Raw genomic sequence first — 13178 nt, 5'->3', positions numbered from 1 at the left:
ACAAAAGATCTTAATTAAATAATAAAATTAATAGGCCGATTTATTTATAAAACCTTTAAATATTGTTAGAAAGATGATTTTTAAATCCAACCATATGCTCCATTCCCTAATATATTCAAGATCATACTCGACTCTTTTCTGCATTTTATCAACAGTATCCGTCTCTCCTCTCCAACCGTTTATTTGAGCCCAGCCAGTAATACCTGGTTTCACTTTATGTCTCAACATATACCCCTCTATCAGGTTTCGATACTGCTCGTTATGTGCAACGGCATGTGGCCTTGGACCAACAATCGACATTCCACCTGTGAGGACATTAAAAAACTGAGGTAATTCATCAAGTGAAGTTTGCCTTAATATTTTCCCTACTTTTGTCACTCTTACATCATTCTTTGTAGCTTGTTTAATTGATGTATCGTTTTCCATGACAGTCATTGAACGAAATTTCCAGACTTTTATTGGTTTACCGTCCATTCCATAGCGGATTTGTTTGAATATTACGGGTCCAGGTGATGAAATTTTGACAGCTAATGCTATGAAGACTAGCAATGGTGAAATCAGCAATATAATAATGAAAGAAAATATTATATCTTCAAGCCTTTTTAAGACCATATTGATACCATTTATTGGGGTATCAAATAATGGAACAACTGGAACTCCGTTTACTTCTTCTGTCCTAGATTGGAGGATATTGAAAGTAAATATATCAGGAATCAAAATTACAGAGCACGTTGTGTCGGTGAGAGCCTTAATAAGCTGTTTCATTTTCAATTCATCACTCATACTCATTGCTAAGTATATGCGGTCTAACTCCCCATTTTTAGCGTCTTTAATCAACTGGTCCAGATCACCTCTATATTGTATATTACTTTCACTTTCAAACTTTTCATTGTCATATACTCCTACAACTGAAAAACCAAGCCACGGTTCTTCTATGAAACTTTTTGCTAAATTAATACCTGCAGGCATAGACCCGGCAATTGCTATTCTGCGGGTGTTATACCCTAAGTATCTAATTATTCTTGCACCCGTTCTTATTAGCGAGCGACAAATCGTTATTCCTACGCAAACGAAAAAATACCATTCTATCAGTATCTTAAATGGAAGAGCTAATACTTCTGAATAGGAAATAATTCCCATTACACAAATTAAGCTTAATGTCCAATTTTTTAAAACCAATTTTAACTCTATCGATAGTTTTACCCCTCGCCAAGAACGATAGAAATCAGAAATTCCACCTATCATTTGAAATGCAGCCAATACGATTAAACATATCAGAGTTTGATAATATTCAAAAGGACGCTCATTTAACCAACAAACTGCGTATAATCCAACAAAAATTATCAGGATATCAGAGAATCGTTGAACAATTGATATCAATGATGCATTTGGTTTGGAGCGCACGCGATGATACGATTTAGTCATAGCTATTATTCGCTCTTTATTAGAATAATATACAGTTAAGTAATGCAATTAATAAAATTACCTATTTTCTAATTACTTATGACCAAAAATTTTTATGCATACTTAATTTTTTTACAACACTTGGTGGCAAAACTTTATAATTTTGTCCAAGTTTATATCCCAATATTTTTAAAAAATTATGCATTGCAGAACGAGGAATAGTAAAAGGAGCTTTTTTCAACAAGAATTTTAGCTCTGAAAAAATAAATTTTTTCCCTTCACCTCCCGCCCCTCCAAATTTTTGTCGTATCCATGATTCGTCAGCGTGAAACACTCCTATATCAAAATATCTCTTAAACTCATCAATTGCACTATAGTTATGCGAATGGCGTACTTTAGCTTCAGCACTATATACGACCTTATATCCTGCCAATAGACTTTTAGCGGCAAAATACATATCTTCACTAAGAATTGTGTTTTTTGGAAAACCTCCCAATTCAATGAAGGTATTGAGCCTATATGCTGAAAATGAATTTGAAATAAAAGCTGCCTTCAACCCCATACTTCCTACGCTATCTATATTTGCTATATAGCTTTCAGCTCGATAGTTGAATTTTCGGGCGTGATAAGAGATGGGATTAGCATCATCATGAGGAAGCTGTCTACCGTACGCACATGAAACTGTGTTATCAGCAAAAACAGATACTATATTCTTATAAAAGTCTGGCTCAGGTATTGCATCCTGTGTTAGGAATACTACCACATCAAATTCATCTTTATGAATATTCACGAGGTAATTCCTGGTACCTCCATGATTAAATTCTTGTGGGTTAATGATTTTAACGTGAAAGCCATATTTTTTTGCAATTTCAACAGTATTATCTTTGCTGCCTGAATCAATTATTTGTACAAAAGTATCCTGTGGTGAATATTTTTTGATACTTTTAGCACATTTCTCCCATACTTTTCCGCCATTATATGTTGGTATTGCAATATATGCTCTCATTATTTCTGCCATTTTTGATTGAGATGCCGGAATACCGGCATCTGTTTATTTTTTTTCACTATAGGAATATCCATAGTGGTTATAACCATAGCTATAATAGCTACTTGCTTTTTTAACGACGCCATTTAGAATGCAACCTTTCACTGTAACGCCACTTTGCTCGAAACGTTTAATACTAACTTCTATTTCTTTTGCAGTGTTTAATTCAAAGCGCGATACTAATAAGGTTGTACCAACGTAATTACCAATTATAGCAGCATCTGTAACAGCAAGAATTGGAGGTGTATCAATTATAACAAGATCATAATTTTCACCAGCCCATTTTAAAACTTCGCCAAAACGACGATGCATTAATAATTCCGCAGGATTTGGCGGCACCATTCCTCTGGAGATAAAATCAAAACCAATTGTGGTTATTCTTTTCAATGCTGTATTAATGTCTGATTTCCCTGCCAATATATCAGATAATCCATTATCATTATCTGTATTGAAGAGCTTATGGGTATAGCCTTTCCGCATATCAGCATCTATAAATAATACTTTTTTACCTGTTTGAGCAGTTACTGCTGCTAAATTTGTACTTATAAAAGTCTTACCAGCATTAGGACTTGCTCCAGAGATCATTAAAACATTATTTCTTGCTTCCATCATTGCAAAATGGAGACTTGTTCTTAAACCTCTAATAGCTTCGACAGCTAGATCTGCAGGATTATCAACAGCCAAGAAACTAGTATACTCTTGCTCTTTCTGATTTTTTGATTTGGGATTTTTTTGTTTTACAAATGTTTCTGAGACAGGAACACTTGCATAAACATTAATCCCTAATTCTTCTAGTTGTTCTGGTGATTCTATACCTCGACGCAGGAATATTTGCAACAGAACAAGACCAATTGAAACTACTAAGCCTAAAATTAAACCCATCAATACAATCAAGGCTTTCTTAGGTTTGACTGCCTTAGTCTTTGTAACGGCATTATCAATAATTCTAACGTTACCAATTGCACTTGACTTTGCAATATTTAGCTCTTGCTGTCTATTAAGCAATTGCATGTATACTGCTCGTCCTGATTCCACATCTCGACTAAGCCTTAATATCTCCTGTTGAGTTTCAGGCATAGCAGACACACGCTTATTCAGTTTCGATTTTTCATCTTGAAGTGTCTTTCTTTTCTCTAGCAGAGCCTTATAGGTTGGATGCTCTTTTGTATAAAGTTGCGATATTTCTGATTCCCTGAAAGTTAATTCATTTAATTGATTATCTACATTTACAATTTGGTCAAGAACAGCTTTTGCTTCTAACGAAAGGTCAACAGAATCACTTTGCCGACGATAAGCATTTAATCTATCTTCAGACGCATCAAGTTCACTTCTCACTTTGGGCAATTGAAGATTAAGAAATTCTAAACTTTTCTCGTCCTGAGCTGCTTGCCTTGAAATATTTTGCGCAAGATAATTGCTACTTATGCTATCTAATATGTTCTTAATTAAATTTGTGTCTTCTCCTGTTAAAGATAATGTTAATATCCCTGTATCTTTACCCTGATCAGTGATATTCAAAACATCTTGAATATCACTGATTGCTTTCAGTTTTGGAATATATGAGACCATAAATTCGGTCCCTGGCTCCGAGTCAATCTGATCAACTTTAATTGAAAATTTTCCAGTATCAAGTAGAGAACCTACAGTCCCAACTGTCGAATAATTCCCTTTGGTAATTACGTAGTGAGCATTATCCTTGATTGTTAATGAAAATTCAGCATCTTGCTCGGGATCACTTGCAACATACAAGTGTGATATATGTATTCCATTCTTCTTCTTACCCAATAGCCGTGCTAACCCCTTTCCGAATAAAGGAAAATATTTTTGCTCGACTTTAGCTTGTAAATTTAGATCATCAACTGTTTTTCCTAATATCATTCTCGATTGTAACAAAGCTATCTCTGGTGCGGACTGCGGCTGGCTATCAGGTAACATTTGACTTAAATTACCTAAGATTGCATTCGCTTGCTTTTGTTCAACCTGAATCAATGCATCAGCTTGATATATAGGTGTTGCAAATAATGCATAAATTAAAGCAATAACAGTAAAAAAAGCTGTAATTGAAATAATCAGCTTTCTATGATCAATCAACTCACCAATCAAACGACCCAGATCAAAATCATCTGATTCTTTTACTTGAGACTTATTAGTAACTGAGGGCATGCATTAATTCCTAGTTTATGAGCCTAATTTTTCGGCCCAACGCTGGCCAGCCTGAACGATTAGTTTGTATACAGAAGCGAATGCCTCTTCACTTTTTCTGTATGGATCTGGTATTTCCTTGTTTGAAAGCCAATACCCGAATAACATCGTTTTGCCGCGAAGCTCCGGTGCAATTCTACCTATATATTCTATATGTGATTTATCCATTGCTAGTATGAGGTCATATTCTCTACCTAAAGCGCCAGTAAACTGTCTACTTCTATGCCCATCAAGACAAAGACCATTTGCATTCGCAATTTTCAAAGCAGAAATATCTGCTTCATGGTCAATTAAAGCACCTGTTCCAGCAGAGCTTATCCTTTTCTCAGGTAATAATTGTTGAAGATAGCGTTCACCAATTGGTGAACGGCAGATATTACCCGTACAAATAACTAGAATAGAATCAAACATAATCAATCCCAAGTCCGAATATACTTAGCTGTCTCAGTCATATCATGCACCCCGGTGATTGTTGGTACAAGTTGCGATATCACACGGTTCCAACGTACCAATGGTGCCGTAGTAACATAAACAATGTCATAAGGCTGTAATTGGAATTCTGTACCTAACACCATCGCTGACGCATCCTGTGCATTAAGCTGATATATATTAGCAATCTTTCCCTTGCTGTCGCCTTTTAACTGTCGAATTACGAAAACCCCTGTCGCATCGCTAAATGCTTGTGACATCCCTTCAGCATTTCCAAGGGCTTCTGCAAGTGTCATTCCACTTCGATCCATCTTCATAGTGCTTTGCTTGCCGACCTCACCCATGACAAATACTTTAAGGTCATCATTACGTGGCACAAATAAAATATCACCTGGATAGAGCAACTCATTCTGCGTCAAGTCACCTTTTTGCATAAGGGCATATAAAGATATTTTTTTGTCTTTACCATTGTGCGTCAAGACTACATTACGCCAGTCAGCATCCTCTGCCAGCCCTCCTGCTGCATTTATCGCATCCATGACAGTGAGTGGAATGTTAGTTATCGCCTGTTGTCCCGATTTTGCAACCTCACCCGTTACATATGCTTTTTGCGAACGAAATGCAGCAACGCTAACATCTACTTGGGGACTTTCAATATAGGTGGTTAAACGACTAGCTATATCTTGGCGTACCTGGCTAAGCGTTTTGCCCGCCACCTGCACCTTACCAATATATGGATAGAAAATGGTACCGTCAGAGTTAACCCAGTTACCAGTGTCGCTGGCGCTACGGTACTGACCTGCTGGTGTTGTCAGTTCCGGGTGATCCCAAACGGTTACCATTAATACGTCGCCAACCCCAATGCGGTATTCATAACTGCGCAATAAACTATCCAGCTGCGGGTTTGGACGAGCAAGTACAGTCTCTGGACGGAGCTGGTCGATCAGGCTTGGTGTCATCGGATAAACATTAACCAACTTATCCAGATCGTAGTCACTGTCCGGAAGCTCAACCACGTTCTTTCGTAAACTATTCAATCCCTGGCCAGGGATAATCGTACAACCCGATAAAAACCCAATTGCCAACGCTAATGCCGAAAATTTAACAATTTTTTTCTTCATAATGTCACATCATCAGTAAATCAAAATTTGCCAATTCCTGAGCAGCTGTCATAGCCATTGCTTCCCTGCCGGCTTTAGAGAGAAAAGAGCTGACTGCATCCTGCAGCGCTACCACCCTCTCTCCCCTGTTTTCAGCATTCAGCCTTATAAACTAAACGGTATCTCTATCCCTGCACTGGCCCCAACATCATCGCTGTCGCTGTTGTCAGCGTTGGTATACCACAAAGAAGTATTCAGACGAACCGACTGATAAACATCCCCACTCCATCCCAGCTGAACACCTTTCAGGGTATCGGCATGAGGGAATGCTTTATTAATCGATTGATTTTCTGGGTTCACTTTGGCGTACACCAGGCGCGTGCTCCAGCGCTGATTATCCTCAGTAATCAGCTCAACCTTCCCGGCAATGAGTTGACCATCCCCACCCATCGCATCTCCAAGTGGATATCCCTGCTGGTAATAACCATCTCTATAAATATGATGGTTATAGCTGTAGTTCGTCCGGCTCATGTTAGTACGGGTATCATGCGTTTCCAGATACCAGTTCACCGCATTCTTACCCCAGCCGTGATGGCCTTCTATCCCGCCAAGATACATATTAGCCGATGGAAGGAAGCCAGCTTCATCTTCGCCGATCATCTGTGCGTAAAAGCTTATTGGCAAGCCCAAAGTTGGTTCTAGTTTGAACTTAAAGTCAAAACCAGCCAGTTGGTTACCAGGTTCATTATCAGTCCCGGTATTGTCATGGCCAGTGAAGCCATCCCAGAAGCTGCTAAATGACTCAGGCCGCCCTTCCCCACCCCACTGCATAATGCGCGACGCGCCTAATTCCAGTGACTGGAAAGGTGAGAAAGTGAAACGGCCGCCGATGATTTTAGTGTGTGGCACAGCGGAGTACTGATTCATCTGACTGGCAGAAATCTGATACTGCCATGGGCCTACCCAGCGCAGCCACCAGGTTTCAGGTGCCGCTTGCTCGGCTCGTTGCATCAGGAAGCCGGTCATCGGCCGCATCGCATCCCCGCGGATCAAGCTACCTTCATACCCAGGCCCCCACCACTGCGGTACCTGGCCAAAGGAGAGCCACTGGTTCCAGAACTTCACCGCACCGTAGGCGCCGTTGGCGTTGAAACGCGATCCGTTACTGATCCGCTCTCCCCCTTCGACGTTGCCCTGGAGATGGACATCCCACCACTCGCCGCTGTTATTAAACGCCAGGCCTAAGGAGTTATCAGCCGGCTGCGTCTGACCAAACCCCTGCGGAGTGCCCGGCTGGTCGGTTGAGGTATAGCCGGTGACCCGAAAATCGGCTTTTAAGGCAGACAGTCGCTGATTGATACGGGCCAGCACCACTTGCTCAGAAGAATAGGAAGGTTTGGCTTTTTTTAGCGCCCGGGCGATCTCTTCCTGGCTCAGCGGCCAGGTCGACAGGCTCAGATGGATGACCCCGCGATCGGAAAGCCAGGCAAGGTCGTTTCGCAGATCGTTATCATTTACTACTAACCCGGCCGCGTAAGCCTGAGCTCCCAGTGAGGAAAGCAAGCCCAACGTCACGGCAATGCGCGCAATTTTTATCATTGTACAAGATCCATTTTCAGCCCCGCTGTCGTATCTCAATGAGAATGAGGGGAATACCAAGATAGAAAGCGCTCGCGGCACCAGCTGACTTCACTGTGCAACACCGGCGAGGCAAGTACAGTTACCCTAAGCTGCTTGTAACCCTTATCACATCCACCCAGCTCACAATGTAGGCGAATTTTACCGTACAGGCTATCGATGAGACGGGAAAGTTGGTGTACAGGCGATATCAGCAGCCGCGCCTGACCTCTTTATAGGGATACCTGAAGAACATGATAGATATCTTATGGCGTTAATCACCCAGAGTGCATCGATTTTTATAGCCGTTCAGAGAAGGGATTTTGTACAGCAGCAGGTGGTTTCAGCGACGCTACCGCCCCTGGCTTAACAGCTACCAGCGCACTGACTACCTGAACGGCGTATTTAATCGGCCTGTGGGTAACAAATTGGTCAGGCCTTTATTTTTTGCGGCGTTAAGTCTACGGGATTTCGGTCACAATTGGGAGTCTTGCTGCCGAATATCTGCCAATTATTCCCATCCGCTGTTTTATTGGCGAAAAATAAGCGGCCCACCAATAAAGATTATTTATTGCTCTCAACGCTCTAACATCTACCTGACGCCGCCACTTCACCACAGATACAGCTAACCACCTGTTAAGAAAGAGCTTTTCCCTGAGGCTTACTCCATTCAAAAATCAGATAATAACACCATAGTCAACTACAATTTCTAATAGTTACACGTTAAAGGATTATTCATCCAACATTGAACAGGTGCCTTCTGAACGCATTTAAGAAACGTCTAACCACGGCTATATCCACGCAAGTTGACAATAACAATGTAGTAGCACTGCATTATTTCATAAATATGAATTATCAATTGACTGGCATATAGTAGATTATTTTCTTATTTGGCTAATTAACCGGCGAAAACTTAATTTCCCCTGTAAAACAAATGGCGATTACCAGGCCTGCTTATGAAGGTCTTCTCTGGTAAAAGGTTTATCAAGCGGCCCAATTGCGGTAGCGATTTGCCCCAGCAGGGACTGAGTCGGCGCTTTACTGCCGCTATGCAACAGGATAAGCGGGACCATCACCAGGCATGCAACCCCACCCCAAGGTATAGTCTTGTAGTCGGAATTAGAAATTCGTTTTTGCAGCAGCAGGAACAAAGCGCTGCCGGCAGCGCCGAGCAGCAGGCCAGCGATCACTTCCGAAACGGAATGCGCATGGATGACCAGCCGTGAATAACCCACCACAGCGGCCAGAATATAGCCGGTGGCGACGGCTGCTTTTTGCAAACCCGCGGAAAAACGAGCACTAAGCAGCCACAGGAAGATAGGCCAGAAGGCTGCGGAAAGCGCTGAGTGGCCGCTGAAGCCGGTGTAATCCAGCTCGCGAATACCCACACCCCAGCCCATAAAGGCCAGTTTGGAGGCGCAGACGATGGCGCCGGTGATGCCGAACAGCAAACTCCACTGCCACGCCAGCAACCGTGACGTTTTACGCAGCATCAGGACAATAAACAGCGCCGCTGCGCTGGGCAGCAAAACGGTGCTATCGCCAAAAAATGAGATGAGTTGCCAGTTCATATACCTGTGATCCTTCGATGATGTCCACTGCCGTGCTCAGGGATTATCCGTAATGTCTGTACCAGCTCGCATGCCAATTCATTTCACATTTTTATGCATGCAAGTGAGATGTTTAAAGCGGAAACATGATCGCAGTCAAGTTTTATTTTTGGCTGACGTTGACCGCTTTCCCTGCGCTTTAGGAATTGTCGCACTAAGTGACTATTCACAAAGCATTATTGCCGCTACTCTGACCATTGCACCACAGAGGCCAGAGACAAACTACCAGAAGTCTCCGAAGCCATACGTTTCTTTACAATCGTTATAACATTCACGTTATGAATAATTTCTGCATAACATTATGAGCGGCGTGGCAAAATACCCCTGCCCTGCCGCCCCCCCTTTCGCTGGCGCTCAGGCCAGCAGTTTTTTAATGCTTTCGCGGAATTTGGCGCCTTCTTTCAGGTTACGCATTCCGTAGGTGACGAAGGCCTGCATGTAGCCCATTTTCTTACCGCAATCATAGCTTTCGCCGGTCATCAGCATCGCGTCAACGGACTGCTTCTTCGCCAGTTCGGCAATGGCGTCCGTTAGCTGGATACGGCCCCAGGCGCCCGGCTCGGTACGTTCAAGTTCAGCCCAGATATCTGCCGACAGCACGTAGCGGCCCACCGCCATCAGGTCGGAGTCCAGGGTCTGCGGTTCGTCCGGTTTTTCAATGAACTCGACGATACGCGCCACCTGCCCTTCGGCCACCATTGGCTCTTTGGTCTGGATAACGGAGTATTCGGAGAGATCCCCCGGCATGCGTTTCGCCAGCACCTGGCTACGGCCGGTCTCGTTAAAGCGAGCGACCATGGCAGCGAGGTTATAGCGCAGCGGGTCCGCAGTGCCGCCGTCGAGGATGATATCTGGCAGCACCACGACAAACGGATTATCCCCGACGACCGGGCGGGCGCAGAGGATGGAGTGGCCCAGACCCAGCGGCTGTGCCTGGCGCACGTTCATGATGGTTACGCCCGGCGGGCAAATGGCCTGGACTTCCGCCAGCAGCTGGCGCTTCACACGCTGCTCAAGCAGGGCTTCCAGCTCGTAGGAGGTATCAAAGTGGTTTTCCACTGCATTCTTCGAGGAGTGCGTCACCAGGACAATCTCTTTGATCCCGGCGGCGACGATTTCGTCAACAATGTACTGAATCATTGGCTTATCAACGATCGGCAGCATCTCCTTAGGAATTGCCTTTGTGGCCGGCAGCATATGCATGCCTAGTCCTGCGACCGGAATAACCGCTTTCAAATTCGCCATATTCATCTTCACCTGTTTGGTTGCAAAACACGCGGTTTTGCAAAATTGTACATGTCACAAATCCATTGAAACTGATAATACACGGATACTGCCCGGGCATCTGCCCGCCAAATTCTTAAATTCACTGTCACGTAAAAGAATACACATAACTCCCTTTTACCAACAGTTAGAAGTGAGAATAATCTTATTCTCCATCAGGATATTCAGCGGCCCGCTTCCCTGCACAGCGCGATGTCGCCGCGAGGCCCCTACACCGCGGCCTTTGGTACGCAGCCCCTGCCAGCTGCAGGCTGCGGCGCCCATGTGTGCGGAAAGAATAGATATAGATAATTAATTTCGCCAGGTAATATATTTCAGCACAAACAGCCAGATATGGCAGGATAATAACCGTAAACCACGGCAGAGAACTGCGATCGGCACTATTCTGCGCTCACTTCATGATGTGAATTATGCCGATTTTGTGAGCGGGCTTCGCACTTCACGCGGGGATGAGGAAGGGTGCCTACCGTGGCGAACGACGGGACTGCCCGCGCTTTTGCGCCGGGCAAAACGCAGCGGGTTATGGTTCTGATATCAGCAAGCTTATTCCAGCGCGTTCCGCCATATTGTTATTTTTCCGCTGATCTTTTCTGGAACATAATTCTTTTCTGTTCTCTTAATTTGCTGGAAATATATCCACCCCTGGCGGAGTGATATCCGCGTCGTTATTGCATTTTAGACTCATCTTATCCATGATCGTGGTAACACATACCGCAGTCGTACAGGTTTTAATACATATGGAATGGATTGCCGATCCGTCAATCTGGGCAGGTCTCGTCACGCTGGTGGTTATCGAACTGGTGTTGGGCATCGATAACCTGGTCTTTATCGCTATCCTCGCCGAGAAGCTCCCGCCCGCCCAGCGCGACCGCGCGCGGATCACTGGTCTGATGCTGGCGATGGTCATGCGTCTCCTGCTGCTGGCCTCTATCTCCTGGCTGGTCACCCTGACCAAACCGTTAATTGCTTTTCGCGACTTCAGCTTTAGCGCCCGCGATTTAATCATGCTGTTTGGCGGCTTATTCCTGCTGTTCAAAGCGACCGTTGAGCTTAATGAGCGGCTGGAGGGGAAAGACAGCGATAACCCCACCCAGCGCAAAGGGGCGAAATTCTGGGCCGTGGTGGCGCAGATCGTGGTGCTCGACGCCATTTTCTCCCTCGACTCGGTGATCACCGCCGTCGGCATGGTCGACCACCTGGCGGTGATGATGGCCGCCGTGGTTATCGCCATCAGCCTGATGCTGATGGCCAGCAAGGCGCTGACGCGCTTTGTTAACAGCCATCCAACCATCGTGATCCTCTGTCTGAGCTTCCTGCTGATGATCGGCTTCAGCCTGATTGCTGAAGGCTTCAGCTTTATTATTCCGAAAGGCTATTTATATGCAGCAATTGGCTTCTCGGTGATGATTGAAGCCCTTAACCAGCTGGCGCTGTTTAACCGCCGTCGCTTTCTTTCCGCCAATATGACGCTGCGTCAGCGCACCACCGAGGCGGTGATGAGCCTGCTGAGCGGTCAGAAAGAAAAAGCTGAACTGGATGCTGACACAGCGTCACTAGTCGCCGATCAGGATCATCATCCACTGTTTAATCCGCAGGAACGCTTGATGATTGAGCGGGTGCTGAACCTGAATCAGCGCAGCGTCAGCAGTATTATGACCTCCCGCCATGATATCGAGCGCATCAACCTCAGTGCGCCGGAGGAAGAGATCCGCAGCCTGGTGGAAAAAAATCAGCATACCCGCCTGGTGGTGACCGGCGGGAAAGATAATGAAGACCTGCTGGGAGTGGTGCATGTTATCGATCTGCTCCAGCAGTCCCTGCGCCAGGAGCCGCTGGATCTGCAGGCGCTGGTGCGGCAGCCGCTGGTCTTTCCGGAGGGGCTGCCGCTCCTCTCCGCGCTCGAGCAGTTCCGTCAGGCCCGCACCCACTTTGCCTTTGTGGTGGACGAGTTTGGCTCCGTCGAGGGGATTGTGACCCTGAGCGACGTGATGGAGACTATCGCCGGCAATCTGCCCAACGAGGTGGAGGAGATCGACGCCCGACATGATATTCAGCATCATCAGGACGGTTCGTGGACAGTTAACGGCCATATGCCGCTGGAGGATCTGGTACAGTACGTTCCGCTGCCACTGGATGATAAACGTGAGTACCACACCGTTGCCGGTCTGCTGATGGAGTATCTGCAGCATGTGCCGCAGGTGGGGGAAACCATTGAGATTGACGGTTATACCCTGCGCACGCTGCAGGTCGACAGCCATCGGGTGCAAAAGGTGCAGATCGTCCCGCCGGTAAAGCAGGATGAGCTGGATTATGAGGTGTAATCCTAAGGGATAAATAACGGCCCGGGGTATCCCGGGCCGTAAAATTGATAGCCAGGGACCCTGTTTATTGCCTGATGGCGCTTCGCTTATCAGGCCTAAGGAATGGCGACACAAACCGGGGAATTACCCCCTGACGCACAACCCAGGCCGCGTCAGGCGTAGCCGC

9 protein-coding genes are annotated in these 13178 nt (G+C 45.2%); 1 reads left to right on the top strand and 8 read right to left on the bottom strand.

The window, feature by feature from the left end:
• Window positions 1–27: 27 nt before the first annotated feature.
• The 8 genes from wcaJ to galF all read right to left on the bottom strand — a co-directional run bounded on the left by wcaJ (window position 28) and on the right by galF (window position 10658).
• Entirely contained in the window at window positions 28–1425 is a 1398-nt protein-coding gene (gene wcaJ / locus ABLV76_RS20330; RefSeq protein WP_069135520.1) for an undecaprenyl-phosphate glucose phosphotransferase, read from the bottom strand.
• Between the two features lie 76 nt (window positions 1426–1501).
• Window positions 1502–2410, bottom strand: a complete 909-nt coding sequence (locus tag ABLV76_RS20325; RefSeq protein WP_074384515.1) for a glycosyltransferase — start codon at window positions 2408–2410, stop codon at window positions 1502–1504.
• Between the two features lie 45 nt (window positions 2411–2455).
• On the bottom strand, window positions 2456–4612 hold the full coding sequence (locus ABLV76_RS20320) for a polysaccharide biosynthesis tyrosine autokinase (RefSeq protein ID WP_069135519.1): 2157 nt from the start codon (window positions 4610–4612) through the stop codon (window positions 2456–2458).
• A 15-nt stretch (window positions 4613–4627) separates the two neighbouring features.
• On the bottom strand, window positions 4628–5062 hold the full coding sequence (locus tag ABLV76_RS20315) for a protein tyrosine phosphatase (protein WP_074384516.1): 435 nt from the start codon (window positions 5060–5062) through the stop codon (window positions 4628–4630).
• A 2-nt stretch (window positions 5063–5064) separates the two neighbouring features.
• Window positions 5065–6201 carry a polysaccharide export protein gene (locus ABLV76_RS20310; protein WP_069135518.1) on the bottom strand — a complete coding sequence of 379 codons (1137 nt, stop codon included), beginning with the start codon at window positions 6199–6201 and terminating at the stop codon, window positions 5065–5067.
• 144 nt (window positions 6202–6345) lie between these two features.
• A complete protein-coding gene (locus tag ABLV76_RS20305; protein WP_069135517.1) occupies window positions 6346–7779 on the bottom strand; it encodes a capsule assembly Wzi family protein in 1434 nt (477 codons plus the stop codon).
• Window positions 7780–8738: 959 nt separating this feature from the next.
• The gene (locus ABLV76_RS20300) at window positions 8739–9368 is read right to left on the bottom strand and encodes a phosphatase PAP2 family protein (protein WP_096834556.1); all 630 of its coding nucleotides are present in this window, start codon (window positions 9366–9368) and stop codon (window positions 8739–8741) included.
• Window positions 9369–9761: 393 nt separating this feature from the next.
• Window positions 9762–10658 carry a GalU regulator GalF gene (gene galF / locus ABLV76_RS20295; protein ID WP_022064671.1) on the bottom strand — a complete coding sequence of 299 codons (897 nt, stop codon included), beginning with the start codon at window positions 10656–10658 and terminating at the stop codon, window positions 9762–9764.
• A gap of 770 nt (window positions 10659–11428) precedes the next feature.
• Here galF and ABLV76_RS20290 point away from each other — a divergent pair.
• Window positions 11429–13012: a TerC family protein gene (locus tag ABLV76_RS20290; RefSeq protein WP_023318705.1), complete on the top strand. Its 1584-nt coding sequence runs from the start codon at window positions 11429–11431 to the stop codon at window positions 13010–13012.
• Window positions 13013–13178 lie beyond the last annotated feature (166 nt).

Source organism: Klebsiella sp. GB_Kp047, from assembly GCF_040065235.1.
GTDB classification, from domain to species: domain Bacteria; phylum Pseudomonadota; class Gammaproteobacteria; order Enterobacterales; family Enterobacteriaceae; genus Klebsiella; species Klebsiella quasipneumoniae.
The sequence above is the reverse complement of the archived record's forward strand: the minus strand, read 5'-3'. Positions and strand labels throughout refer to the sequence as shown.